This is a genomic window from Micromonospora sp. NPDC048986, assembly GCF_040649335.1.
GTDB classification, from domain to species: Bacteria; Actinomycetota; Actinomycetes; order Mycobacteriales; family Micromonosporaceae; genus Micromonospora; species Micromonospora alfalfae.
The window spans coordinates 350,821-375,045 of record NZ_JBEZFJ010000004.1 but is presented as its reverse complement, the minus strand read 5'-3'; the positions used below and the strand labels follow the sequence as shown (position 1 = coordinate 375,045).

The following is a 24,225-nucleotide window of genomic DNA, read 5'->3' as shown; positions in this document are numbered from 1 at the left end:
GCTGTCCGGCACATCGTCCCGCATCAACCCCTCGCGGCGCTGCCCCGGAGGCGGCGGCGACCTGCACGCTCGTCCGGCGGCGTGCGATCGGCATGGCCACGGTTACCGCGGTGGGCACCCGGGTAGGGGGTCGGCATGGCGGAACTGGCGACGCTCTGGATCATCCGGCACGGTGAGAGCACCGCGAACGTGGCGGCGACACACGCCGAGGCGACCGGTGAGGAGCTGATCGGCCTCAGCCACCGCGACGCCGACGTGCCGCTCTCCCCCACCGGGGAGGACCAGGCCCGGGCCACCGGTCGTTGGCTGGCCGGGCTTCCCCCGGACCGTCGGCCCGACGTGGCGGTGGTTTCGCCGTACCTGCGGGCAGTCTCCACCGCCGAGTTGGCACTGCACGGCACCGACATCCCGGTCAGCCGCGACGAGCGGCTGCGCGACCGGGAGCTGGGCATCCTCGACGGACTGACCGGCCACGGGGTACGTCAGCGGTACCCGGACGAGGCCGCGCGCCGGGAACGGCTCGGCAAGTTCTACTACCGGCCGCCGGGCGGAGAGTCCTGGACGGACGTGGCGCTGCGGTTGCGCACGCTCCTGGGCGACCTGCGCCGAGACCACGAGGGCCGGCGTGTTCTGCTCTTCGGCCACGACGCGCTGGTCTTTCTGCTGCGCTACCTGGTGGAGGGGCTGACCGAGACGGAGCTGATGGCGCTGACCCGCCAGCACGTGATCGCCAACTGCTCCATCACCGACTGGTCGGCCGACGCGGAGCACCGGCTGACGCTTGAGGGCTTCAACGAGGTCGGCCACCTGCACCGGCAGGGGGCCCAGCCCACCAGGGAGGACGAGATCCATGCCGAGCCGGTCTGAGGTGAAGGTGATCACCCCGGCGCTGCTGCGGGACTGGGCGCTGCCGGTGCCGGTCGGTGGAAAGGAGAGCCGGGGCACGGTGCTGGTGGTCGGCGGTTCCCGCTTCACGCCGGGCGCGGTGCTGCTCGCCGGGGTGGCCGCGTTGCGCGCCGGCGCCGGGGTGCTCCAGCTCGCCGCCGCCGAGTCCACCGCCGCCGCGCTGAGCATCCAGGTGCCCGAGGCGCTGGTGGTCGGTCTGCCGGAGACCGCCGACGGCGCGGTGGCCGCCGACCGGGACGGCCAGCTCGACGACCTGGTCGCGCAGGCCGACGTGGTGGCGATCGGCCCCGGCCTGAAGGCGATCGACGAGACCAACCGCCTGCTGGGTCTGGTCCTGGCGGCGGCCCGTCCGGACACGTCGCTGGTGCTCGACGCGTACGCCCTCGGTGCCCTCAGCCACGCGCCGGACCTGCTGGTCGGCTCGGGTCGGCCCGTGGTGCTCACCCCCAACGTCACCGAGGCCGGGCATCTGCTCGGGCGGGAGCCGGGCGGCGACCTGGATGCCGAGGCGGCCGAGTTGGCCGCGCGGTACGAGGCGGTCGTGTCGCTGTACGGACACGTGGCCGCGCCGGACGGGCGGGGTTGGCGGGAGGAGAGCGGCGACGCCGGGCTGGGCACGTCCGGCAGCGGGGACGTGCTCGCCGGGTTGCTGGCGGGGCTGCTGTCGCGGGGGGCCGACCCGGCGCAGGCGGCCTGTTGGGGCTCGTTCGCGCACTCGGTGAGCGGCCAGCGGTTGATCCCCCGCTACGGACGGATCGGCTTTCTGGCTCGGGAGTTGCTCGACGAGATCCCCCGCACCCTGGCCATGGTCTGAGTTGGTTTCACCTGTTTCCGCACTCGGCGTCGGGGTACCGGAACCGCACCAGCCCAGATTTTTCAGGAGGTCATACCGGTGTCGACCGATGCCATCGTCCTGCTCAAAGAGGACCACAAGGAAATGCGCCGCCTGTTCAAGGCCTTCCAGGACGCCGAGGAGGGGCCGGCGAGCCAGCGGCAGAAGCTGGTGGACCAGATCCTGGAGGCGCTGACCGTGCACACCTACCTGGAGAACGAGGTGATGTACCCGGAGGTCCGCCGACTGCTGCCCGACCTGGAGGACGACATCCTCGAGTCGTACGAGGAACACCACGTCGCGGATGTGCTCTGCGCCGAGCTGGTCAGCATGGACGCCGACGACGAGCGGTTCAACGCCAAGACGACAGTGCTGATCGAGAACGTCAGCCACCACGTCGAGGAGGAAGAGCAGGAGTGGTTCCCCAAGGTCCGCGACGCGCTGGGCCGAAAGCAGCTCCAGGAGATCGGCGAGAAGATGATCGCGCTGCGCGCGGACGCGCCGCGTACCCCCACAGCGCCGAAGGCGATCAAGAAGGCGCTCGATGCGGTGACGGCCTGAGGCACCCACAGCAGGTCGAAGGGCCCGGCTTTCGCCGGGCCCTTCGTCGTGCACCGCCCGGACAAGCCCACGCCCACACCCACGCCCACGCCCACGCCCACGCCCACGCCCACGCCCACGCCCACGCGATCTTGCAGTTCCTGTTCCTGGTTAGCGAGGTTGAGCACCTTTTGTCGCGACAGAAAGTGCAAGATCGCGGAGGCGGGGCGGGGCGGGGCGGCGGTGGGGTGGGTCAGTTCCCTGATCCTGGCTCGGCCATCCGGCGGTGCTGCTCGGACTTGAGCTTGTCCGGAATGATCTTGCCGGCGGCGGTCTGCACCTTGTTCACCAGGGAGCCGGCGGTGACCGTCTGGTCACCCTTCATCATCGCGGCGAAGCCCTGCTCGGCGACCTTGGCCGGGTCGTCCTTCCTACCCGAACCGACCCGGGTGTCCTCCATCTCGGCCCGCTCGAAGAACGCGGTGTCGGTCGGTCCCGGCAGCAACGCGGTGACCGTGACGCCGGTGTCCTTCAACTCGTTGCGCAGCGCCTCGGCGAACGACTGCACGAACGACTTCGAGGCGTTGTAGACCGCCTGGAACGGCCCCGGCATGGTGGAGGCGATCGACGAGGTGAAGAGGACGCGGCCGGCACCCCGGTCGACCATTGCGGGCAGCAACAGCTTCGCCAGGTGCACCGTCGAACGGACGTTGAGGTCGACGATCTCCAGTTCGTCAGTTAGGTCGGTGCCGCCGACGAAGGCGCCACCGGCACCCCGACCGGCGTTGAGGGCCAGCGCCTGCAACGGGCGACCGGTCGCGGTGACGGCGGCGACCAGCTCCGTCACGCCCTGCTCGCGAGCCAGGTCGACGCGGACCGACCAGACCTGCGGGCCGCCGTCGCGATGCAGCTTCTGGGCCGCCGGCTCGATGCCGTCGTCCTCGGCGGCGATGATCAGGTCGAAGTCGTGCTCGACGAACTGCACCGCCAGTTCGTACCCGATCCCGCTTGAAGCCCCGGTCACCAGGGCGAGTGGTCGGTTCGAGGTGGGTGTGCTCATGTTCTCGACTCCTTCTGTGCGAACCCTGGCCGCGCCCTCGACGGCGCGGTGGTCACCTACCGTGTGCCCCGCGACGCAACGCCCAACCACACCGGCGGGGGTCGCCTCCCGGAGGGCGGACCGAGCGGCCAGGCCCGGGCCGGTAGGATCAGCCCGGGCCGTTACTGGCGCGTGGGGATGGAGAACCATCGGGGAGCGGCCTCGTCACGTGGACGTTTGCCGAGCGCCTGGGCCTTCCCGCACGTCTGTTGGAGGTCGCATGTCCCGCAACGCCGAATCCACCGCATTCCGGAGTGCCCTTGAGGTGATCCGGGCTGTCGAGCCGCGGGTCGCCGACGCCATCGGCGCCGAGCTGACCGACCAGCGGGAGTCGCTCAAGCTGATCGCCAGCGAGAACTACGCCTCCCCGGCGACCCTGCTGGCAATGGGCAACTGGTTCAGCGACAAGTACGCCGAGGGCACCGTCGGCCGCCGCTTCTACGCCGGCTGCCAGAACGTCGACACCGTCGAGGCGCTCGCCGCCGAGCACGCCCGGGAGCTGTTCGGCGCCGCGCACGCGTACGTGCAGCCGCACTCGGGCATCGACGCCAACCTGGTCGCCTTCTGGGCGGTGCTGGCCGACCGGGTGGAGTCCCCCGCCCTGAAGAAGGCCCAGGTCCGCCAGGTCAACGACCTCACCGAGGCCGACTGGTTCGCGCTGCGCCGCGAGCTGGGCAACCAGCGGATGCTCGGCATGTCGCTGGACGCCGGCGGCCACCTCACCCACGGTTTCCGGCCGAACATCTCCGGCAAGATGTTCGACCAGCGCAGCTACGGCACCGACCCGACGACCGGCCTGATCGACTACGACCGGGTGGCCGAGGCCGCCCGCGAGTTCAAGCCGCTGATCCTGGTCGGCGGCTACTCGGCGTACCCCCGGAAGGTGAACTTCCGGATTCTGCGCGAGATCGCCGACTCGGTCGGCGCCACCTTCATGGTCGACATGGCGCACTTCGCGGGCCTGGTGGCCGGCAAGGTGTTCACCGGCGACTTCGACCCGGTGCCGCACGCGCACATCGTCACCACCACCACGCACAAGTCGTTGCGCGGCCCGCGCGGCGGCATGGTGCTCTGCCAGCCGGAGCTTGCCGACCAGGTGGACCGGGGCTGCCCGATGGTGCTGGGCGGTCCGCTGCCGCACGTGATGGCCGCCAAGGCGGTCGCGCTCGCCGAGGCCCGCCGGCCCGACTTCGCCGACTACGCCCAGCGGATCGTCGACAACGCGCAGGCGCTCGCCGAGGGGCTGCTGCGCCGGGGCGCGACGCTGGTCACCGGCGGCACCGACAACCACCTGGTGCTGATCGACGTGTCCGGCTACGGGCTCACCGGCCGGCAGGCCGAGCAGGCCCTCCTCGACTCGGGCATCGTCACCAACCGCAACTCGGTTCCGCAGGACCCGAACGGCGCCTGGTACACCTCCGGCATCCGGATCGGCACCCCGGCGCTGACCACCCGGGGCCTGGGCACCGCCGAGATGGACCAGACCGCCGAGCTGATCCACACGGTGCTGACCCAGACCACCGCCGCCGCCAACGCCGATGGCACCCCGTCGAAGGCGAAGTACACGCTGGACGCCGGACTGGCCGACAAGGTCGCCGGTCAGGCCACCGACCTGCTGGCCACGTACCCCCTCTACCCGGGCATCGACCTGGCCTGAGCCGCCACTCCCGTCGATCATGGAGTTGTGGTGCCCGATCCGGGCTGGTGCGCGACTTTCGCGCACCAGCACAACTCCACGATCGACGCGGGGGTGCGACCGTCAGACCATGGGGCGCTTCAGGTGGTAGCGGTGGACCTCGGTGCTGCCCTGGACGTTGTTGACGTCCTCGGCGGCGGAGACCAGCTCCCACCCCTCCCGGCCGGCGCGGTTGAGGTGCGCGATGGCGGTGTCGCCGTAGGCGGTGATGTCCTTGCGTGACCCGTCCGGGGCATACCAGACGAACGAGACATGAAAATTGCGGCCCTGTCCCTGATAGCGACGGACGAGCAGGGCGTACTCCCAGGCAACCATGCGGCTTATTATGACCGTCCAACCAGGACGGCGGCACGCGGGTCGTCGCGCATTGCCATCCGATGAACGCGGTGTGTCAACCCGCCCGGCGAGTCAGCTCGTCGGTGACCAGCGCCGCGAGGCGATCCAGCCCGACGTCGATCTGCTCCGGTGTGACAGCGCTGACCGACAACCGCAACGCACGTACCGGCGCGGTGTCGTCGTAGAAGTGCGCCATCGGCGTCCACAGCACCCCGTAGTCGCGCCCCGAGCGGTCCAGCAGCGCGTCGTCGACCGGAAACGGCACCGTCACCACCACGAAGAACCCGCCGGCCGGCACCGTCCACCGCACCGCGGGCCGGTCCGGCTGATCGGGGAAGCGCCGGGTGAGGCCGGCCACCAGGTGGCGCAGATTCCGGGTGTACGCGGACCGCTCCCGGGTGTTCGCGGCCACCAGGCTGCACCCGTGCTCCAGCAGCCGGCCGCCGATCACCGCCTGCGCGATCGGTGACGTGTTCACAGTGACCATGCTCTTGATCATGGCGAGCTGGTCGGCGAGCGGGCCGACCCGGCCGCCCGGGCCGGCCACCCGCTGGTCGGCGACGACGTACCCGACCCGCGCGCCGGGGAGCACTGTCTTGGCGAACGAGCCGAGGTAGACGACCCGCCGGCCGGTGTCCAACGCCTTGAGGGTGGGCGGGCGCGGCCCGTCGTCGCCGTGGAACAGTCCGTACGGGTTGTCCTCCAGCAGCAGCAGATCCTCCTGCGCCGCCAGGTCCAGCAACCGTTGCCGGTGTGCGGTGTCGATGCTGGCCCCGGAGGGGTTGGCGAAGTCCGGCATCAGGTAGCAGGCGCGCGGCCGCAGCCCCGCAACCCGGGCTCGGCGCACCTGGGCGGACAGGTCGGCCAGGTCGACACCGGCCGACCCACCGGCGACCGGCCACACCGGCAGGTCCACCAGCCGGGCCGCCCCGGTCAGGCCGACGTAGGTCGGGGCGACCGCGAGCAGCACATCCGCCGGCCCGGCCCGCAACGCCCGCAGCACCAGGAACATGGCCTCCTGGCAGCCGACGGTCACCACCACGTCCTCCGGGTCGACGGTGATCTGCTCGTCGACGGCGAGGTTGCGGGCGATCAGGTGGTGCACGATGCCCTTGGTCCGGCCGTACTGCAGCAGCAGCCGCCGGGCCTGCTCGGGTGGGTGCCCCAGGTCGTCGACGAGGTGCCGGTGGAAGGTGTCCAGGTGCCGGTGCACCGCCGCGAGGTCGAAGAACTCCTCGTACGGCCGGCCAGCCGCGAGGGACACCGCCGCCGGGTAACGCTCGGACACCTCGTTGAGGAAGTTCATCGAGGTCAGCGCCGGATCGCCCAGCGCGGGGTGCAGGTCGGCGACGGTCAGGTCGACCGGTTCGGCGGCGCTCACCCCTCAACCTGCCCCGAGGGTGCGCAGCTCGCCGGCCGCCACCACGTCGGCGCAGCCGGCCAGGGTGAGCGCATCGGTCAACTCGGCGGCGAGCAGCCCCAACGCGTCCCGGGCCGCCGGTTCCCCACCGGCTGCGAGGGCCCACAGCAGCGGCCGGCCGACCAGCACCCCGGCCGCACCCAACGCCAGCGCCCGCAGCACGTCGGTGCCGCACCGGATGCCGCTGTCCAGCAGCACCTGGCAGCCGTCCCCGACCGCGTCGACGACCTCCGGCAGCATGGTGACGCTCGCCGGTGAGCCGTCCAGTTGCCGCCCGCCGTGGTTGGAGACGACCACCGCGTCCGCGCCGACCCGTACCGCCTCGGTCGCGTCGCGCGGGTCCAGCAGCCCCTTGACCACCAGCGGCAGGTCGACCTGCTCGCGCAGCCACGCCAGGTCGGCCCAGCGCAGCGCCGGCGCGAACGACGCGGCGGTGTGCGCGGCGATCGCGGACACCCCGGGGGCACCGGAGTGCGCCAGCGCGTCGCGACCGTCGGGGAGATTCGCGGCGATCACCTCGGCCGGCAGCCGGAACGCGTTGCGCAGGTCCCGGGGACGTCGGCCGAGCACCGGGACGTCCACGGTGACCACCAGCGCCCGGCAGCCGGCCGCGACGACCCGGTCCAGCAGGTCGCGCACGAGCGCCCGGTCGCGCAGCCAGTAGAGCTGGAACCAGACGTCCGCGCCCGCCCCGGTGACCTGTTCGATGGGGGTGCTGCCCAGCGTGCTGGCCAGGTACGGGATGCCGGCCGCACCGGCCGCCGCCGCCAGGCCCAGCTCCCCGTGCGGATGCACCAACCGCTGGTACGCCATCGGCGCCACCCCGACCGGCATGGCGTATCGGCGGCCGAGCAGGTGGGTGCCGATGTCGACGGTGTCCACCCCGCGCAGCACCCGGGGCAGCACCGCTACCCGGTCCAGCGCGCGACGGTTCGCGGCGAGGGTGACCTCCGACGCGCTGCCGCCGGCCAGGTAGTCCCACACGTCCGGTGGCAGCACGGCCCGGGCCCGCTCGGCGTAGTCGGCGAGCGACACGGCTGGCAGGTCGGCCATCACCGGCTCACCCATCGCCCGACCCCGGGCCTGTCGCCGCCTCGACCGACTCGTCCGCGTCGTCCGGCCGGGACGGCAGCCCGAAGCGCTCCCGGAGGAACGCCGCAGCGCTCCCCTGTGCCCGCCGTCCGTCGGTGAAGGTTCCCGGCATGGCGAAGAAGCCGTGGATCATCCCCGGGTAGTGCTCCAGCCGGGTGGACACCCCGGCGTCGCGCAGCCGCTCGGCGTAGCGCCGCCCTTCGGCGCACAGGGGATCCAGTTCGGCGGTGATCACCAGCGTCGGCGGCAACCCGGACAGGTCGTCGGCGAGCAGCGGGGAGGCCAGCGGATCTCTGGCGTGCGCCGGGTCGGAGAAGTAGTGCGTCCGGTACCAGGCGACCGAACGGCTGTTGAACAACGTCGGGTCGTCGCCCCCGGCCGGTTCGCCGCTCTGGTCGGTGTTCGGGTAGACCAGCAGCTGCGCGGCGAGTGGCGGCCCGTCGCCACGGCTGAGCAGGGTGACAGCGGCGGCCAGGTTTCCGCCGGCGCTGTCCCCACCCACCGCCAGCCGGGTCGGGTCGACGCCCCACTCGTCGGCGTGCCGGGCGATCCACGAGGTGGCGGCGTGGCAGTCGTGCACCGCCGCCGGGAAGGGGTGCTCCGGGGCGAGACGGTAGCCGACGGTGATCACCTGGCAGGGCACGGCGTTGGCAAGGCGTCGGCAGATGCCGTCGGCGGTGTCGATGCTGCCGAGCGTCCAGCCGCCGCCGAAGAAGTACAGCACCGTGGGCAGCGGACCCGATCCGGTCGGCCGGTACACCCGCAGCGGCAGCTCCCCGGCGGGGCCGGGGATCCGCTCGTCGCGTACCTCGGTCACCGGCTCGACCGCGCCGCTGCCGGCGCGGATCGCGGCCAGGTCCGCGGCGCGCGCCTCGGCGAGGGTCTGCGTGTACAGCGGCGGGGTGCCGGCCGCGGCGCGGGCCGCCCGGTACGCCGCGACCTCCGGGTGCAGCGCCATGTCGCTCCTATCCACCGGTGCTGACCAGCAGCTTGTCGATGCCGCGCAGGAACAGGCTGCCGCTGTACGTCGGCGTCTCGGTGACCGTCAGCGCGGGGAACCGGGCGAACAGCCGGGGCAGGGCGAGACGTCCCTCCAACCGGGACACCGCAGCGCCGAGGCAGAAGTGCAGGCCCGCCCCGAAGGCCAGCGACGCCGGGCCGGGGCGGGTCGGGTCGAAGGTGTCCGGGGCCGGGAAGCGGGCCGGGTCCCGGTTGGCCGCCCCGATCATGATCAGCACGTTGTCGTCACTGGCGACCGGCACGCCGTGCAGCACCGTGTCGGCCGGCGCGGCGCGGGCCAGGAAGTGCACCGGGCTGGCCAATCGCAGCACCTCGTCGACGCAGCCCTGCGCCAGCGTGGCGTCGGTGGGCAGCGCCGCGACGGTCTCCGGGTGGGCCAGCAGCAACGGCAGCCCATTGCTGAACATGTAGACGGTGGTGACGAAGCTGGCGTTGAACAGCACGACCAGGTTGCTGATCAACTCGTCCTCGGTCAGCTCCACCTCCCCGGAGTCGAGCGCCTCGACCAACCCGCTGAGCAGGTCGTCCCCGGGCGTCCGGCGGCGATGTGCGAGCAGCTCCCGGTAGAAGGCCCGCAACTCCTGCGCGGCGGTGTTGGCGGCGGCCAGCCGCTGCGGGGTCTTCCCCGCCACGTCCAGGAACTCGTCGATCCACTCCACCCGCTCGCGGTACCACGGCAACTCCCCTGCCGGGATGCCGATGAACTCGGCCATCACCAGGGCCGGGATCGGGTACGCGAAGTCGGCCACGAAGTCGACGACACCCGCCCCGGCGTCCGCCATCCGGTCCAGCAGCTCGTCGACCACCCGCAGGATCACCGGTTCCAGCGCGCCGAGCCGGCGCGGCGTGAAGGTGCGGGAGAAGACGTGCCGCATCCGGGTGTGATCGGGCGGGTTGACGAACATCATCGAGGTCTGGAAGGTCCGCAGGATGTCCTGCTTTTCCCAGCCCGGCGGCGGCTGCTTCGTCCACTCCGGATCGCGCAGCAACCCGTCGACGAGGTCGTAGCCGACGGCGACGGCGGCCACCGTCCGGTGCTCGGCGCGCGCCGGCACCGCGCTGATCGGGCCGAGCCGGTGCAGGTCCGCGTACCACGGATACGGGTCCTGTCTGCCCTCCTCGCTGTACAGGCCGGTGAGTATCTCGTCCACGTCCACTGCCAGCTCCTCCCCCGCCGATGTCGGTGACCGGGGCAGCGGGGATCACCCGCCGCCCCGGCCGTGTCACAGGTCGAGCAGCCGCAGCGGCACGGCGTCTGCCAGTGCCTGGTTGCCGGCGTCGTTCGGATGAATGTGGTCCCCCGAGTCGTACGCGGGCAGCAGTTGGGTGGGCCGCGCCGGGTCGCGCAGCACCCTGTCGAAGTCGAGCAGCCCGTCGAACTCCCGACTGCCGCGCAGGTACGCGTTCACCGCCTGGCGGGTGGCCTCCTTGTGCGGCGTCCACACGCCCGGCGCGCCGTGCCCCTCGTACGGCGTCAGCGTGGCCACCAGGCTGGTCAGCCCGCGCTGCTGAAGCTGCTGGTTGATCTGGCGCAGCGTGCCGATGATCGCCTCTGGTGTGTCGTTCGACATCCAGATGTCGTTGATGCCCAGGTGGGTGACGACAGTACGCACCCCGGTCTGGGCGAACACGTCCTCGTTGAGCCGGGCCGCCGCGTTCGGGCCGAGCTGGTAGTAGCCCGGGTAGTTGCCGTCGCCCGGCTCGGTGCCCTCGTGGTTGAGCCGGTTGCCGGCCAGGCTCAGGTTGAGCACACCCGGGGTGCGCCTGTCCGGCCGGTCGGCGAGCAGCCGGTCGGAGAGCAGGTCGGGCCAGCGCCGGTTGGCGTTGACCGTGCTGCCGTTGCCGTCACCGATGGAGTCGCTGAGCACCACCAGCGCGCCGGGGCTGCCCTTGCGCTGCACGTCGACGCCGGAGAGGAAGAACCAGCAGCAGGTCGGCCGGGTGGTGAACCCGGCGCCCTCGGCCGCCCCGGTCAGATCCCCGGCGCCGATGAAGTTGGCCTGCTGGGACTGCCCGTGGAACGTGGTCGGGCCGGTAGGCGTCGGGAAGTGCACCGTGACCACCAGGTCGCTGTCGTCCGCGACCGGGAAGGCCAACGGGTCGCTGAGCAGTTCGGCGCCCCGGTTCATTGTCGCAGTGGTGGCACCGGTGAAGGTCAGCGGGCGTACCGAGGCCGCGTCGATGTCGGAGAGGTCGTCGGGGGTCGCGGTGTTCGGTCGGGCGACTGTGGCGCGTCCGACAGTGACCGCCTGCTCGCCGTAGACGTTGCTCAGGCGGACCCGCAGCGCCGGGCCGCCCACCGACACGTGCACGATCATCCGGACGCTCTGGTCGTTGAGGCCGGTGTTGGTCAACCCGACCGAATTGCCCCGGGTGACAGCGGTGGCCCAACTGCCCGCCCACTCGGCGCGGTCGGCTCGGCTGGCGGCGGTGCCGGACGGACCGGCGCTGGCGACGACGGCGGGTGCGCCGGCGACCAACAGCGCGGCCGCAGCGGCGATGACAGGCCATCTCTTCGGGGTTGCCGTTGCCATGGAACCTCCATCGTGTGGCAGCCCAGGGCCGTCCGCTGACGGCGCCCGCCTGGACGATGGTCCAGAAACCTAGCCGCCGCCGCTGACGGGCGTCAATCAACCTGATCGACGCCATCAAATGTCCGGCGGGCCGCCCGGACCGCCCGTCGGCACGGTTCCGACCAGCCGTTTCCCGCCTAGGCTTCCAGGCGGCGGCGGTGCGGTCGCCCGAGCGCGCCACCGTCGCGTCGTCACCGGGGGCTGCCCGGCGACCGCCGCTTTCTCGGATGGGGGCTGCCGGATGACTGACGGACCCGGGCACAGCACTACCTACGTGCACAGGGTGTTGGATCTCTTCGCCGAATTCGGCGACCGGGAGGCACTGGTCGGTGGCGATCGGCGACTGACCTACACCGAGGCCGCCGCGCGGGTCCGGGCGATGGCCGCGACGTTGACCCGGCACGGCGTACGGCCCGGGTCGGCGGTGCTGGTGACCGTCGCGAACGCGGTGGAGGGTCCGCTGCTGCAACTCGCCCTGCACCTGCTCGGCTGCCGGACGATGTGGGTCGCCCCGGTGACAGCGCGGCGGGAGGTCGACGAGTTCATCAGGTTGGCCCGCCCGGACGCCCTGGTCTACGACGCCCGGGACCCGGCCGGTCTGGGCCCGGAGCTGGCCGCCGCGCTGCCCGGCACACCGGTCTGCTGTCTGGGCGCGGGTGGCGCCGGCCCCGACCTCACCGCCGACACCGACGTGGCGCAACTGCCGGCGTCCGTGCCGGCGCCCGAGTCGTTCCTGCAGACCAGCGGCACCACCGGAAGCCCCAAGCTGGTGCACCACCGGGAGAGCTTCTACGCCCAGATCCTCGCCCTGGCCGCCGACTTCCGCGCCGCCGGGTTTCCGCTGCTGCGGCACCTGTCGCACTCGCCGATGTGGCTGGCCAGTGGGCAGATCACCACACTGTTCAACCTGTTCACCGGTGGGGTGCTGTTCCTGCGCGACGAGTGGGACCCGGTGGCCTTCGTGGACACCGTGCAACAGGAGCGGATCAACTCCACCTTCGTCACCCCGCCGATGCTCTACGAGGTGTTGGACCACCCGGCGCTTGTCGACGCGGACTTCTCCGCCATGTTCATGTTCAACGTGGGCGCGGGGCCCGCCGCGCCCGCCCGGCTGCGCCAGGCCATCGCGCGGTTCGGTCCGGTGCTGCGCATCGTGTACGGCCTCAGCGAGGCGGTCGTGATCACCGCACTACCCGGGCTGACCGACGATCCGGAGCACCCGGAGCGGTTGCGCTCCTGCGGGCGGCCCTACGGCGACGTCCGCGTCGAGATCCGCGACGACGACGGCGCGGTGCTGCCGACCGGCCGCGACGGCGAGGTGTGGGTGCGGACCCGACTGAGCTTCGCCGGCTACCACGGTCAGCCCGAGCTGACCGCGCAGACGCTCGTCGACGGGTGGGTGCGGACCCGCGACATCGGCCACCTCGACGACGACGGCTACCTCTACCTCGTCGACCGGGCCCACGACATGATCGTCACGCATCGCCGGAACTGGGCGATCTTCTGCCGTCCCATCGAGGACCTGCTGGTCGGGCACCCCCAGGTACGGGCCGCCGCCGTGATCGGCGTGCCTGACGAGACGGTCGGCGAGGTGCCGTACGCGTACGTGGTGCTCGGGCCGGACGCCACGCTCACCGGGGCGGAGCTGATCGAGCTGGTGACCGCCGAGCTCAACAAGATGTGGGCGCCGGCCGCCGTGGAGTTTCTCGACCGGCTACCGGTGAACCGGTCGATGAAGGTGGACAAGCGGGCGCTGCGCGCACGGTACGCGGCCCGCCGGGCGGCGGCGGTCGGGGCGTGACCCCCCGCCGGCAACTGGTGGTCCTGGTCAGCGCCGACCTGATCTCCAACCTGGGCACCCGCATCTCGGTGGTGACCATTCCGTGGCTGGTGCTGGTCACCACCGGCAGCCCCACCAAGATGGGCCTGGTCGCGTTCGCCGAGACCCTGCCGTACCTGCTGTCCAGCGCGTTGGGCACGCCCTGGGCGGACCGGATCGGCCTGCGCCGTACCTCGATCCTCTGTGACGCGGGCAGCGCGGTGGTGATGGTCGTCGTGGCGCTGACGCCGTGGTTGGGCTTCGTCGCGCTGGTGGCGCTCGTCGCGGTGGCCGGCGCGCTGCGCGGCATCGGGGACCGGGTGAAGCACGTGATGTTCCGCCCGGTCGCGGAGGCCGCCGGAGTGCCGCTGATCCGGCTGACCTCCGCCTACGACGGCCTCAGCAGGGTGGTGACGTTGTTCGGCGCCGCAGTGGGCGGCCTGCTGATCGCCGTCTTCGGGGTGACCGAGGCGATCCTCATCGACGCGGCCAGCTTCGCGGTCTGCGCGCTGCTCATCGGCGTCCTGGTCCGCCCGCCGGCCGGCCCGACGCAACCCGCCCAGCCGGAAGGTTACCTGCGCGCCCTGCGGGGTGGCTTCGGTTACCTGGGCCGGGACCGGCCGCTGCTCGGCATGCTCGCCGTCATCTCGGCGCTGAACATGGTGGCCAACGCCAGCGTCGCCGTCTACATCCCGGTCTGGGTCGCCCGGGAACTGCCCGGCCCGAGCGGTCTCGGCCTGGTGCTGGCGGCGTTCTCGGCGGGCGCGCTGCTGGGCAACCTGGTGTTCACCGCGCTCGGACCCCGGCTGCCCCGGCGGCTGACGTTCCTGGTCGGCGCGCTGGTCGCCGGCACGCCCCGGCTGGTGGCGCTGGCGATCAGCGACGAACTGCCGGTGGTGCTCGCGGTGACGTTCCTGTCCGGGATCGGCATCGCGGCGGTCAACCCGCTGCTCGGGGTGGCCCTCTATGAACGGGTGCCGCCGGAATTGCAGACCCGGGTGATCGGCATCGCCGGTTCGTTGGCGTTCGTCGGGTTGCCGGTCGGCGCGCTGCTCGGCGGCTGGTCGGTGGACGCGCTGGGATTCACCCCGGCCCTGCTGACGATGGCGGCGGCCTGCCTGGTGGTCACCGCGTACCCGCTGTTGAGCAGGGCCTCCGGCCCGGAGACACCGGTGCGGCCCACACCCGTCACCACCCGGTAAACCCGTTGCGGGCCCGGCGCGGCTGCCGCAGGCTCGCACTGATGATGATGAACGCGCAGTCGCCGCCAGGCGTCCCAGTGGCAGACGACGCCGTGGCCGACCGGATCGACGTGGCGCTGGTCCGCCGGCTGGTGGCCGAGCAGTTCCCCCGGTGGGCGGATCTACCGATCCGTCCCGTCGCTGTCGACGGCTGGGACAACCGCACGTTCCACCTGGGCGAGGAGATGAGCGTGCGGCTGCCCAGCGGTGCCGGGTACGCCCTCCAGGTCGCCAAGGAGCAGCGTTGGCTGCCGGTGCTCGGGCCACAGTTGCCGGTGCAGGTGCCGACCCCACTCGGTCACGGCCGGCCCGGGGCGGGATACCCGTACCCGTGGTCGGTCTACCGGTGGATCGACGGGCAGACCGCCTACGCCGAGCGGATCGACGACCTGACCCGGTTCGCCACCGACCTCGCCGCCTTCCTGCGCGCCCTGCGCGGCGTGGACGCCACCGACGGTCCGGCGGCCGGCCCGCACAGCGCCTGGCGGGGCGGCCCGCTGTCCACCTACGACGCCGAGACCCGGGCGGCGATCGAGACGCATCGCGACCGGGTGCCGGTCGGCGTCGTCACCGGCATCTGGCAGGCCGCCCTCGACGCCACCTGGACCGGGCCGGCGGTCTGGTTCCACGGCGACGTGGCGGACGGCAACCTGCTGGTCCGCGACGGCCGGCTCGCCGCCGTCATCGACTTCGGCTGCTCCGGAGTGGGCGACCCCGCCTGCGACACGGTGATCGCCTGGACGTTGCTGCACGGTCCCGGCCGGGCCGCCTTCCGCGCCGCGCTCGGTGTCGACGACGCCACCTGGGCCCGCGGACGAGGCTGGGCGCTGTGGAAGGCGCTGATCACCCTGGACAATGAGGACCCGGCCAAGGCCGAGTGGGCCGGGCGGGTGCTCGGCGAACTCCTCGCCGAGCACAGCGCGGCCCGCTGAAAGCCGTGCCGGTTGAGGCCCATCAGCGCCCGGCCGCAGCCGGCGTGGCGTGTTCGGTACGGCAGCGCGGGCAGCGCAGTCGCGTCCCGGCTGTCGTCCGGGGCACCCGGAGCCGCTGGCCGCAGCCGCAGGTCACCACCGGAGCCGACGCGCGTAGGTATTCGTCCCGCTCCCGGCGTGGCCACCGACAGTGGCAGCGGGCGCACCACTTCGGTGGGTAGCTGTGGTAGTGGGCCAGGCCGAACGCGCCCGCGACCATCAGCGCGGCAGGGACCAGCAGGCCGAGCGGCGCGAGCAGCGCGGTCGGCACTGCGCCGACGCCGTCGGTGACCAGCACGGCGACCACGGTGAGCACGACCACCGGCACACCGAGCAGTGTGAACCCGAACCCCCAGGCGAAGGCCAGCACCGACGGCAGGAACATCCACATGCCACCGGGCGCCCACCGGCGGACCCCGTACCCGCCGCAGCGCGGGCAGTTCGGCGAGGCACGGTGCGGCACCGACCGCAGCGCCGTCGGCGCCAGCCACCGAACCAGGAGCTTGAGGATCTCCTCGACCAGCTTCGTGGCGAGGGCCTGAAGGAACGAACCGAGCATGCGGCCACCTCCCGCGCCGATGGATTCTGCGGTCAGCGCACCGCCCATGGTGGGCGCTGGGTGCCACCAGCCCACCCCAGCGCGCCGACGCGGCGTCGTCCACGACGCCAATCCGACAGCGTCCGCGCGTTGTTCGTCGGACGTTCGGCTGCTGGCCGCGCGGGCGTCGGCCGGGGACGGCTAGCGTCGACCGTCGTCACCGGACCTGGAGGCCGCCGCGTATGACGTCGTCACCCACCCGCCGCCGCACCGCCGAGGTCATCGCCGTGCGCCGGATCGGCGACGGCGCGCCGCACAACGCGTTCACCGACCTGATCCGGTACGCCGGGAGCTGGTTCTGCGCCTTCCGGGAGGCAAGCACCCACCTCAGCGACGACGGCGTGATCCGGGTGCTGACGTCGACCGACGGCCGGTCCTGGACCTCCGCGACGGTCATCCGGCAGGCCGACGCCGACCTGCGCGACCCGCGCTTCGTGACACGACCCGACGGGCGGCTGCAACTGCTGGCGGCGGCCGCCACCGGCGCGGCCACCAAGACGTTCCGGACGGTGACCTGGCTCTCCACCGACGGGCATGCCTTTGGCGATCCGACCCCGGTGGGTGAGCCGGACGTCTGGGTGTGGCGGGTGGCCTGGCATGACGACGCGATGTACGGCGTCGGCTACGCCACCCGGGAGCCGCGATTCGCCCGGCTCTACCGCAGCACGGACGGGGTGGACCTGCGGTCCTGGACGCCGACGCTGTTCGAGGACGGGTACCCCAACGAGTCCGGTCTGGTCTTCGCCCCGGACGGCACCGCCCTCTGCCTGCTGCGGCGGGACGCGGGCACCGCGAGCGCGCAGCTCGGCCGGGCTGCGCCGCCGTACCGGGACTGGACCTGGACGGATCTGGGTGTCCGGGTGGGCGGGCCGACGTTGCTCCGCCTGCCCGACGGGCTGCTGCTGGCCGGGGTGCGGCTGCACGACGGCGTGGTCCGCACCGCGATCTGCGTCGTCGACCCGGACCGGGGCGAGCTGACCGAGCTGGTCGCGCTGCCGTCCGGCGGTGACACCAGCTACCCCGGACTGGTCTGGCACGACGACCTGCTGTGGGTGAGCTACTACTCGTCGCACGAGGGGCGGACCTGTGTCTACCTGGCCGAGGTCAGCCTGACCGGCTGAGCCTGGCCCGGCAGCCCGACGGTCGGCTAGCGTGCCGGCATGCCATCGACGCTCACCGAATCGACGGACCCGTACTGTCTGCGCCCCGGGGAGGCCACCGAACTGCTGCGCGGGCACCCGTGGCGGCGGTTCGTGGCGCTCGGTGACAGCGTCGTGGAGGGCATGTGTGAGCCGACACCTGGTTACCCGGACGTGCAGTGGGTCGACCGGGTCGCCGCCGAGCTGACCGCCGTGCGCCCCGGGCTCGCGTACCGGAATCTGGGTCGACGCGGGCTGCGCGCGCACCAGGTGCGGGCCACCCAGCTCGCCCCGGCGCTGGCCTTCGCACCGGACCTGGCGCTGGTCGTCTGCGGCGGCAACGACGCCTTCCACCCGGCGTACGACGCGCAGGCGGTGGACGCCGAGCTGACCGCGATGATCATCGCGCTGCGCGAGGTGGGCGCCGCCGTGATCACAGTGGGCATGTTCGACGTCTCGCACAGCCCGGCGGTGCCCGAGCACCTCCGGCCCGGCCTGGGCGAGCGAATGCGCCGCCTGTCGGCACACACCGCAGGCCTGGCCGAGCGCCTGAACACCGTTCACGTGCACCTCACCGACCACCCGTTGACGGCCGACCCCACCCTCTACAGCACCGACGGCCGCCACGGCAGCGCCCGCAGCGACGCCATAGCGACAGCCCAAACCCTCCGCGCCCTCTCCCCCCACCGCACCCCCAAACCCCCACCGCGTTGATCATGAAGTTATTGCCACGACACGCCGGCGGGGAGGGCAACAACTTCATGATCAACGGGGCGGGGGTGGGGGTGGGGGGTCAGCCGGTGAGGAGGATTCCGGTGAGGAGGACGCCGTGGGCCAGGTTGAGGACTCCGTCGCAGCCGGGGTAGCCGACCCTCGCCAGGCCGCCGGAGGCGTGCCGGCCGAAGAGGTACGGGGCCAGGGAGTACGGGACGTCGGCGGTGACCGTCTCACCGGTCTCGATCTGGACGAAGTCCATCGGCACCCGGTCGGTCGGCAGGTACTCCTGAAGGATCGCGCCCCCCTGCCCGGCGGCGGCCCGTACCCCGTCGGCCCAGTCCGTCGGGCTCAGCTCGGGGCCGAGCAGCACACCGATCCCAGCCGAGCCGTCGGCCGGTTTGACCACCAGCCTCGTCTGCTCGGCGATGGCCCGCTCGAGCACCGCGCCGGTCAACGGCACCGTGTACGGCACGTGCCGGCGGATCAGTGCCTGGTCGTCGACGGGTAGCCCGTCCACGTCCTCCCACAGCCAGGCGAACGTGGTCTTGTTGCCGAGCAGCCAGGCCGCCGCCGACACGAACATCGGTAGGGTGCCGGCGGCGAGGGCCACTGCCACCGCGTCCAGGCCGGCGGTCGGGGTGACCCGGTTGGGCACGAACAGCCGGAACAGCGCGTCGACAGGTGCGCCGTCGACGACCAGGCGGTTGCCGACGTCCACGGTGGCGGTGGCGACCGGGGCGATGACCAGGTCGATGCCGAAGTCCCGGGCCCGTACGGCGAGCGGGCTGAGGATCCGGATGAACGTCTGCGGGTCGTCGAGGCCCGGGTAGTCGCCGTCGAAATCCATCAGCAGCGCCACCCGGGCCCCCTCGGGCAGCCGCAGCTCCTCGCGGATCGCCACGAACCGCTGGTCCAGCAGTGAGGGCGCGGCCCGCACCGGCAGGTCGTCGAGGATGGCGTGCTCCCGGTAGAGGCCCTCGTACCGCTGGATGACGGTGTCGGCGTCGAACCCGCCGCCGAGGCTGCTGTCGATGTTGTACTCGACGAACTTCGGCACCCCGGCGGAGAAGATCACGTCCGGGCGGTACGCGGCCAGCAGCGCCTCGGTCAGCGGCTCGGCCTCGTCCAGCAGCCGGGTCTCCCCCTCCGGTACGCCGAGCAGCCGGCGCAGGTCGCCTGCGGTGCCGGCCCGACGACGGCAGGCGTCGAGGATGAGCTGGGCGAGTCGGTCGCAGACGTCGTTGAGCTGCCGCCAGGCGTCGGCCGTGAGCACCGGGGGTCGGGCCAACCGCCACTGCTTGTTGTAGGTCGCCCGGCCGTGGAAGACCTGCTCCCAGGCCGCCGCCCCACTGGCCACCATGGCCCGGCGGGCCCGCTCCGGCAGGTCGGTCCAGGCCCGGTCAGCCACCGGCCACTGATAGTTCGGGTCGATCATGAGGAGTCCTTCATGGTCAGGTGGATGGCGGTGGCGAGCTGGGCCCGGCCGGGCTGGACGGCCCGGTCCAGTGCCGGGGCGAACGGCAGCACCGCCCCGTCCGGGCGGGTGACCCGGCGCGGCGGGGCGAGCAGCCGGACCCGCTCCACCACGCTCGCGATGATCTCGGCGGCCATCCCGCAGGAACGGTTGCCGTCGTCGAACACGACGAGGCGTCCGGTGCGGGCCACCGACTCGGCGAGACCGTCAATGTCGAACGGGTACAGGGTCCGCGGGTCGAAGACCTCCACCGAGACCTGGTCGGCCACCTCGTCGGCGACGGCGAGCGCGTCGTGCACCAGGTGCCCGATCGCAACAACTGTCACGTCGTCTCCGAAGCGGTGGATCCGGCCTCGGCCCAGCGGCACCGGCGTCAGGTCGTCGACGTCGGCGCGCACGTCCATCGCTCCGGCCGGCGCGAACACCACCACCGGGTCGTCGTGGCGGATCGCGGTGACCAGCAGCCCGTACGCGTCGGCGGGGGTGGCCGGCACGACGGTGACCACGCCGACGTGGGCGAAGAGACTGTACGGGTGGTCGGAGTGCTGCCCGGCCCACCCGGTACGCGAGCCGGAGCCGGGCACCAGGTAGGTGACGGGGACGCTGCACTGCCCGCCGGTCATCAACGGGAACTTGTGCGCGTGGTTGACGATCTGCTCGAAGACCAGGAACAGCAGCGACGGGATCTGGAACTCGATCACCGGCCGCAGCCCGGCCAGCGCCGCCCCGGTGGCGAAGCTGGTGAACGCCTGCTCGGACAGGGGGGTGTCGCGGACCCGTTCGGCGCCGAACCGCTTGGCCAGGCCGGTGGTCACCAGCGACGCCCCGACCTGAACGTCCTCGCCGAGCAGGAACACCGCCTCGTCGCGGGCCAACTCGTCGCCGAGGGCCCGGGTGAGCGCCCGGCGGTACGACAGTCGCGGCACCTCAACCACCTCCGGCGCGGGCGGTCAGGCCGCTGGCGTACAGGTAGGTCAACGCGTCGGCCGGGTCGGGTTCCGGGCTGCTCACTGCGAACCGCACCGCCGCGTCGAGTGTCGCCTCGACCTCGGCGTCCACTGCCGCCCGGTCGGCGTCGGAAAGCCGTGAGCCCTGAATGTCCACCGGGTCCCGGGCCCGACCACGGGTCACCTCGTCGGGCGGGCGGTAGTCGAGGCGTACCGCGTGTTCGAAGGTGTGGTGGACGTCGAAGCGGTAGGTGCGGGCCTCGATCAGCTCGGGGCCGCCGCCGGCGCGCATCCGGTCGACGGCGGCGCGGGCGGCGACGCGTACCGCCTCGGGGTCCTGTCCGTCGACCTGGACGGCCGGGATGTCGAACGCGGCGGCCCGGCCGGCGATGCTGCCGGCCACCGCGCCGGCGACCGGCATGGTCGTGGCGTAGCCGTTGTTCTCGCAGACGAACAGCACCGGCACCCGCCAGAGCGCGGCCAGGTTGAACGCCTCCAGCAGCATCCCCTCGTTGACCGCGCCGTCGCCGAAGAAACTCACCCCGACGGTGTCGCGGCCCTGGCGACGGTGGGCCCAGACCGCGCCCGTGATGATCGCCCCGGATGCGCCGACGATCGCGTTGGCGCCGAGCACGCCGATGCTCAGGTCGGCGGCGTGCATGGAACCGCCCCGACCGGCGTTGAGGCCGGTGACCCGGCCGCACAGCTCGGCGAGCATCCGGGCCGGATCGGCCCCGCGGGCCAGGACGTGGCCGTGCCCGCGGTGGGTGCCGGCCAGCACGTCGTCGGCGTCCAGCGCGGCGCAGACGCCGGCGGCGATCCCCTCCTGACCGAGGTACGGGTGGACGCCGCCGACGATCTGCCCGCCGTGGACCAGCTCCACCGCCCGTTCCTCGAACCGGCGGATCAGCCGGACCGTGCGGTAGAGCCGGACCGGGTCGGCGTCGGTCACGCCGGACTCGTGGTGGCGGCGAGGATGTCGTCCCAGAGCCGGGCCCTGGCCGTGAGGGCGGTGTTGACCGTGTCGGCGCACTCCTGCCACTTGCCGTCGTCGTCGCCGCACAGGTCGGCGAGCATCTGCATGGCCATCGGGGTGTGCTGTTCGCCGTCGACCTCGATGTGCCGTTGCAGGTAGTCGACGAAGGTGTTCAGCCGGTTGCTGACCTCGTTGACGGAGACGACCTGGGTGAACATGTCCGGGATCAGGTCCTCCCGGCCGAACGCGAAGGCCGCCGCCTGACAGTGCACCGGGGTGGACTCGATGATCTGCCAGGTGGTCGCGGCGAACCTCGCCGACGCGGCCGGCACCCCCGCCTCGGCGAGCGCCTCGGTGACCGGCCGGCCGGTGCGCAGCAGGTCCACGAGGGCGTTCACCGCTGTGGTGTCCGCGCCGGCCTCAACCATGCCCTGCACGTACAGCTCGAAGTGGCTGATGTAGCCGCCGCCCAGCTCGTCGCTCTCCTCGACCATCACGATGTCGTTGATGAGGCGACGGCTGCCGGTCGGGCCGGTCGGGATCCATGGCACGGTGACGCAGGTCAGTTGCCGTTGCAGCGACTTCAGCAGGGACATGAAGTCCCAGACCGCGAAGACGTGGTGCTCCATGAAGGTGACAAGTGCCCGGTGGGTGTCGAGGTTGGCGTAGAGCGGGTGCTTGACCACGGCGTCGCGCCGCTCGGTCACCGCCCGCTCCAACCGTTCGATGCCCGGGTGCGTCCTCCCCCAGTCGTACCGTGACATGTCAGCCTCCCTGCTGGGCGCGGTGGCGCCAGATGACCGGGCAGTAGTCGGGGTCCGCGTAGTCCGGCCGCCCGTCGTGGGTGCGGCGGACCAGCACATCGTGGTTGTACGCGGCGAGCGTGCCGTCGGAGAGCGGATACTCCCGCCAGGCGTTGTCGCCGTCCTGCAGGTGCAGCGAGATCGCCTGTCGGGGGCGACCGCTGACGTTGGGGCCGCTGCCGTGGTAGGTGCGGCAGTGGTGGAAGCTCACGTGTCCCTTGGGGATCACCATCGGGATCCTGCGGATCTCCGCGCCGTTGTACGCGGCGTTCTCGGCCAGCATCTCCTCCAGCTGGCTGCGGTCCCGGTCGGCGAAGTGCCGCACCACTGTGTCGTCGGCGCCGATCTCCTTCCACCGGTGCGAACCGTCGACCATCGTGATGGTGCCCATCTCCTCCCCGCAGTCGTGGAAGGGGATGAACGCGGTGAGCATCTTCTCCGACGACGAGGACGCCCAGTAGTGCTTGTCGAAGTGCCAGGGCACGATGTTGCTCGGCTCGCCGGAGATCGGCGGCTTGTAGATCAGCGTGGACTGGAAGACCCGGATCTCGTCGGCCTGGGCGAGCCGGGCGGCGACCGCGCCGAGCAGCGGCTTGCGCAGGATCGCGCCGAGCCCGTCGTGCTCGTGGTGGACGTAGTCGTTGTGCCGCTGCACCGGCCCCTTCGACGGGTCCCAGTAGGCCAATTTCGGTGGGCGTACCGGCAGCCGGCGGTCCCGCTCCCCGTCGTAGTAGCGCTGGGTGGCGGCGGCGAGGGCGTCCACCTCGTCGTCGGTGAACAGCTTCTTCGACAGGTACCAGCCGTGCTCGGCGTAGTGGCGCACGTCCTCGTCGGAGGGCAGCAGCGCCCGCTCCTCGTCGGTGAGCGTGGTCATGCGCCCACCCCCTGCGGGGTGGCTGCCACAGTGGCGAGTTCCCGCTCCTTGGCCTCGTAGAGCGCCTTGATGTTGCCGCTGCCGAAGCCCCGCGCGCCGCGACGCTCGATCAGCTCCAGAAAGAGCGTGCGACGCACGTGCATCGACTCGGCGAAGATCTGCAACAGCTGACCATCGTGGTCGGAGTCGACGAGCACACCCAGCTCGCGCAGCCGGTGCAGCGGGGCGTCGATCCGACCGACCCGCGCCTCCAGGGCGTCGTAGTAGCTGGCCGGGGTGCCGGCGAAGCGCACGCCGCGCCGGCCCAGCGCCTCGACCGCGCCGACGATGTCGTCGGTGCGCAGCCCCAGGTGCTGCACTCCCCCACCGGCGTGCTGGTCGAGGAACGCGTCGATCTGCCCGGGCCGCCGGGTGCGGTCCGGTTCGAGCAGCACCACTGTGACCAGCCCGGACGGGCTCTGCACCACCTTGGAGTTCATTGCCTGCCCGTCGACCTCGATGTGCTCCTCGAAGATCTGCGCGAAGTCGAACAGCGCCTCGAAGTGCCGAACCGTCTCGTCGAGCTGGCCGGGCGGCACGCAGACCGCAAGGTGGTCGATCTCGGCGAGCACCGGCGGGTGGCCGTCCGTCGTGGACGCCGTCGCGGTGATGGCGCCGGGCAGGAACTCACCCCCCTCGCCCCGGCGCTGCACCAGCCGGTGCCGCACGTCGGCGAAGCCGTCCACCTCGGCGATCACCACCTCGACGTCCGCGCCGGTGCGGGTGGTCGGCGGCGTCACACCGGTCGCGCCCCGACCCACCAGCTCGGCGTACGCGGCCGACACGTCGTCGACCTCGACGGCGACGACAGCGATGCCGTCACCGTGGCGTTGCACGTACCGCGCCGCCGGATGATCGGCGCTCAGCCCGGAGGTGAGCAGCAGCCGGATGTCGCCGTGGCAGAGCAGCAGCGAGCGCTGCCCGGCCAGCCCGGTCTCCGGACCACCCTGGCCACAGATCTCGAAGCCGACGGCGGTGCTGAAGTAGAAGGCCGCCTGTCGGGCGTCCCCCACGTAGAGTTCGATGTGGTCGATACCACGGATGTCCATGTCCCCTGAAACCCTTCCCACCCGATTCCCCCTGTTGCCGTCCGGGCACACCCCGCCCGGGATG

The 24,225-nt window shown here is 72.2% G+C and carries 23 protein-coding genes and 1 riboswitch; of the genes, 9 read left to right on the top strand and 14 right to left on the bottom strand.

The features are described from left to right. The first annotated feature begins 135 nt into the window (after nucleotides 1-135). From AB0B94_RS12065 to AB0B94_RS12055, 3 genes are all read left to right on the top strand, one after another. Nucleotides 136-867 carry a histidine phosphatase family protein gene (locus AB0B94_RS12065; protein WP_357273305.1) on the top strand — a complete coding sequence of 244 codons (732 nt, stop codon included), beginning with the start codon at nucleotides 136-138 and terminating at the stop codon, nucleotides 865-867. Next, complete coding sequence (locus AB0B94_RS12060; protein ID WP_357273294.1) at nucleotides 851-1,720, top strand: NAD(P)H-hydrate dehydratase; 870 nt, start codon at nucleotides 851-853, stop codon at nucleotides 1,718-1,720. The genes AB0B94_RS12065 and AB0B94_RS12060 overlap by 17 nt, the downstream gene beginning before the upstream one ends. A 78-nt stretch (nucleotides 1,721-1,798) precedes the next feature. After that, the gene (locus tag AB0B94_RS12055) at nucleotides 1,799-2,299 is read left to right on the top strand and encodes a hemerythrin domain-containing protein (protein WP_357273283.1); all 501 of its coding nucleotides are present in this window, start codon (nucleotides 1,799-1,801) and stop codon (nucleotides 2,297-2,299) included. 232 nt (nucleotides 2,300-2,531) lie between these two features. Here the strand turns inward: AB0B94_RS12055 and AB0B94_RS12050 are convergent, their stop codons facing one another. After that, a complete protein-coding gene (locus AB0B94_RS12050; RefSeq protein WP_357273274.1) occupies nucleotides 2,532-3,338 on the bottom strand; it encodes an SDR family NAD(P)-dependent oxidoreductase in 807 nt (268 codons plus the stop codon). A 150-nt stretch (nucleotides 3,339-3,488) separates the two neighbouring features. Next, nucleotides 3,489-3,578, top strand: a riboswitch (ZMP/ZTP riboswitch). A gap of 19 nt (nucleotides 3,579-3,597) precedes the next feature. On the opposite strand from AB0B94_RS12050, the gene AB0B94_RS12045 reads away from it, so the two are divergent. Next, nucleotides 3,598-5,034 carry a glycine hydroxymethyltransferase gene (locus AB0B94_RS12045; protein ID WP_357273264.1) on the top strand — a complete coding sequence of 479 codons (1,437 nt, stop codon included), beginning with the start codon at nucleotides 3,598-3,600 and terminating at the stop codon, nucleotides 5,032-5,034. A 102-nt stretch (nucleotides 5,035-5,136) separates the two neighbouring features. Here AB0B94_RS12045 and AB0B94_RS12040 read toward each other — a convergent pair whose 3' ends face one another. The 6 genes from AB0B94_RS12040 to AB0B94_RS12015 all read right to left on the bottom strand — a co-directional run bounded on the left by AB0B94_RS12040 (nucleotide 5,137) and on the right by AB0B94_RS12015 (nucleotide 11,442). Then, nucleotides 5,137-5,397, bottom strand: coding sequence for a hypothetical protein (locus tag AB0B94_RS12040; RefSeq protein WP_210819448.1), 261 nt, complete (start codon nucleotides 5,395-5,397; stop codon nucleotides 5,137-5,139). 67 nt (nucleotides 5,398-5,464) lie between these two features. Next, nucleotides 5,465-6,790 carry a PLP-dependent aminotransferase family protein gene (locus AB0B94_RS12035; RefSeq protein ID WP_357273258.1) on the bottom strand — a complete coding sequence of 442 codons (1,326 nt, stop codon included), beginning with the start codon at nucleotides 6,788-6,790 and terminating at the stop codon, nucleotides 5,465-5,467. A 3-nt stretch (nucleotides 6,791-6,793) separates the two neighbouring features. Beyond that, nucleotides 6,794-7,897 carry an alpha-hydroxy acid oxidase gene (locus AB0B94_RS12030; protein ID WP_357273246.1) on the bottom strand — a complete coding sequence of 368 codons (1,104 nt, stop codon included), beginning with the start codon at nucleotides 7,895-7,897 and terminating at the stop codon, nucleotides 6,794-6,796. Continuing rightward, a complete protein-coding gene (locus AB0B94_RS12025) occupies nucleotides 7,890-8,879 on the bottom strand; it encodes an alpha/beta hydrolase (protein ID WP_357273234.1) in 990 nt (329 codons plus the stop codon). The genes AB0B94_RS12030 and AB0B94_RS12025 overlap by 8 nt, the downstream gene beginning before the upstream one ends. 7 nt (nucleotides 8,880-8,886) lie before the next feature. Further along, nucleotides 8,887-10,098 carry a cytochrome P450 gene (locus tag AB0B94_RS12020; protein WP_357273221.1) on the bottom strand — a complete coding sequence of 404 codons (1,212 nt, stop codon included), beginning with the start codon at nucleotides 10,096-10,098 and terminating at the stop codon, nucleotides 8,887-8,889. Between the two features lie 66 nt (nucleotides 10,099-10,164). Further along, nucleotides 10,165-11,442: an SGNH/GDSL hydrolase family protein gene (locus AB0B94_RS12015; RefSeq protein ID WP_357273893.1), complete on the bottom strand. Its 1,278-nt coding sequence runs from the start codon at nucleotides 11,440-11,442 to the stop codon at nucleotides 10,165-10,167. A 313-nt stretch (nucleotides 11,443-11,755) separates the two neighbouring features. Here AB0B94_RS12015 and AB0B94_RS12010 point away from each other — a divergent pair, with 313 nt between their 5' ends. The 3 genes from AB0B94_RS12010 (at nucleotide 11,756) to AB0B94_RS12000 (ending at nucleotide 15,506) form a co-directional block, all read left to right on the top strand. Next, complete coding sequence (locus AB0B94_RS12010) at nucleotides 11,756-13,315, top strand: AMP-binding protein (RefSeq protein WP_357273214.1); 1,560 nt, start codon at nucleotides 11,756-11,758, stop codon at nucleotides 13,313-13,315. Continuing rightward, nucleotides 13,312-14,535 (top strand): MFS transporter, encoded by a 1,224-nt coding sequence (locus AB0B94_RS12005; RefSeq protein ID WP_357273200.1) that lies wholly within the window; start codon nucleotides 13,312-13,314, stop codon nucleotides 14,533-14,535. The genes AB0B94_RS12010 and AB0B94_RS12005 overlap by 4 nt, the downstream gene beginning before the upstream one ends. Before the next feature lie 77 nt (nucleotides 14,536-14,612). Continuing rightward, complete coding sequence (locus tag AB0B94_RS12000) at nucleotides 14,613-15,506, top strand: aminoglycoside phosphotransferase family protein (RefSeq protein WP_357273186.1); 894 nt, start codon at nucleotides 14,613-14,615, stop codon at nucleotides 15,504-15,506. A 22-nt stretch (nucleotides 15,507-15,528) separates the two neighbouring features. Here the strand turns inward: AB0B94_RS12000 and AB0B94_RS11995 are convergent, their stop codons facing one another. Then, a complete protein-coding gene (locus tag AB0B94_RS11995; RefSeq protein WP_357273171.1) occupies nucleotides 15,529-16,104 on the bottom strand; it encodes a hypothetical protein in 576 nt (191 codons plus the stop codon). Nucleotides 16,105-16,325: 221 nt separating this feature from the next. Between AB0B94_RS11995 and AB0B94_RS11990 the strand changes: the two genes are divergently transcribed. Further along, complete coding sequence (locus AB0B94_RS11990) at nucleotides 16,326-17,264, top strand: exo-alpha-sialidase (protein ID WP_357273163.1); 939 nt, start codon at nucleotides 16,326-16,328, stop codon at nucleotides 17,262-17,264. A 39-nt stretch (nucleotides 17,265-17,303) separates the two neighbouring features. Beyond that, nucleotides 17,304-17,996 (top strand): SGNH/GDSL hydrolase family protein, encoded by a 693-nt coding sequence (locus tag AB0B94_RS11985; protein ID WP_357273155.1) that lies wholly within the window; start codon nucleotides 17,304-17,306, stop codon nucleotides 17,994-17,996. Between the two features lie 79 nt (nucleotides 17,997-18,075). On the opposite strand, the gene AB0B94_RS11980 is transcribed toward AB0B94_RS11985, so the two are convergent. The 6 genes from AB0B94_RS11980 to hppD are packed head-to-tail and all read right to left on the bottom strand — an operon-like array spanning nucleotide 18,076 to nucleotide 24,161. After that, nucleotides 18,076-19,434 carry a hypothetical protein gene (locus tag AB0B94_RS11980; RefSeq protein WP_357273139.1) on the bottom strand — a complete coding sequence of 453 codons (1,359 nt, stop codon included), beginning with the start codon at nucleotides 19,432-19,434 and terminating at the stop codon, nucleotides 18,076-18,078. Then, nucleotides 19,431-20,399: a transketolase C-terminal domain-containing protein gene (locus tag AB0B94_RS11975; protein ID WP_357273129.1), complete on the bottom strand. Its 969-nt coding sequence runs from the start codon at nucleotides 20,397-20,399 to the stop codon at nucleotides 19,431-19,433. Before AB0B94_RS11975 ends, AB0B94_RS11980 begins: the two co-directional genes overlap by 4 nt. 1 nt (nucleotide 20,400) lies before the next feature. Then, nucleotides 20,401-21,372, bottom strand: coding sequence for a thiamine pyrophosphate-dependent dehydrogenase E1 component subunit alpha (locus AB0B94_RS11970; protein ID WP_357273117.1), 972 nt, complete (start codon nucleotides 21,370-21,372; stop codon nucleotides 20,401-20,403). Continuing rightward, complete coding sequence (locus AB0B94_RS11965; RefSeq protein ID WP_357273110.1) at nucleotides 21,369-22,160, bottom strand: DUF3050 domain-containing protein; 792 nt, start codon at nucleotides 22,158-22,160, stop codon at nucleotides 21,369-21,371. Before AB0B94_RS11965 ends, AB0B94_RS11970 begins: the two co-directional genes overlap by 4 nt. 1 nt (nucleotide 22,161) lies before the next feature. Continuing rightward, the gene (locus AB0B94_RS11960; protein WP_357273101.1) at nucleotides 22,162-23,073 is read right to left on the bottom strand and encodes a phytanoyl-CoA dioxygenase family protein; all 912 of its coding nucleotides are present in this window, start codon (nucleotides 23,071-23,073) and stop codon (nucleotides 22,162-22,164) included. Continuing rightward, nucleotides 23,070-24,161 carry a 4-hydroxyphenylpyruvate dioxygenase gene (gene hppD, locus AB0B94_RS11955; RefSeq protein WP_357273090.1) on the bottom strand — a complete coding sequence of 364 codons (1,092 nt, stop codon included), beginning with the start codon at nucleotides 24,159-24,161 and terminating at the stop codon, nucleotides 23,070-23,072. The genes AB0B94_RS11960 and hppD overlap by 4 nt, the downstream gene beginning before the upstream one ends. Nucleotides 24,162-24,225: the final 64 nt, after the last annotated feature.

Coding starts and splice junctions, on each gene's coding strand:
- AB0B94_RS12030 (WP_357273246.1), bottom strand. CDS start 7,897: ATGGGTGAGCCGGTGATGGCCGACCTGCCAGCCGTGTCGCTCGCCGAC.
- AB0B94_RS11985 (WP_357273155.1), top strand. CDS start 17,304: ATGCCATCGACGCTCACCGAATCGACGGACCCGTACTGTCTGCGCCCC.
- AB0B94_RS11990 (WP_357273163.1), top strand. CDS start 16,326: ATGACGTCGTCACCCACCCGCCGCCGCACCGCCGAGGTCATCGCCGTG.
- hppD (WP_357273090.1), bottom strand. CDS start 24,161: ATGGACATCCGTGGTATCGACCACATCGAACTCTACGTGGGGGACGCC.
- AB0B94_RS12065 (WP_357273305.1), top strand. CDS start 136: ATGGCGGAACTGGCGACGCTCTGGATCATCCGGCACGGTGAGAGCACC.
- AB0B94_RS12010 (WP_357273214.1), top strand. CDS start 11,756: ATGACTGACGGACCCGGGCACAGCACTACCTACGTGCACAGGGTGTTG.
- AB0B94_RS12045 (WP_357273264.1), top strand. CDS start 3,598: ATGTCCCGCAACGCCGAATCCACCGCATTCCGGAGTGCCCTTGAGGTG.
- AB0B94_RS11995 (WP_357273171.1), bottom strand. CDS start 16,104: ATGCTCGGTTCGTTCCTTCAGGCCCTCGCCACGAAGCTGGTCGAGGAG.
- AB0B94_RS12050 (WP_357273274.1), bottom strand. CDS start 3,338: ATGAGCACACCCACCTCGAACCGACCACTCGCCCTGGTGACCGGGGCT.
- AB0B94_RS11960 (WP_357273101.1), bottom strand. CDS start 23,073: ATGACCACGCTCACCGACGAGGAGCGGGCGCTGCTGCCCTCCGACGAG.
- AB0B94_RS11965 (WP_357273110.1), bottom strand. CDS start 22,160: ATGTCACGGTACGACTGGGGGAGGACGCACCCGGGCATCGAACGGTTG.
- AB0B94_RS11980 (WP_357273139.1), bottom strand. CDS start 19,434: ATGATCGACCCGAACTATCAGTGGCCGGTGGCTGACCGGGCCTGGACC.
- AB0B94_RS12060 (WP_357273294.1), top strand. CDS start 851: ATGCCGAGCCGGTCTGAGGTGAAGGTGATCACCCCGGCGCTGCTGCGG.
- AB0B94_RS12025 (WP_357273234.1), bottom strand. CDS start 8,879: ATGGCGCTGCACCCGGAGGTCGCGGCGTACCGGGCGGCCCGCGCCGCG.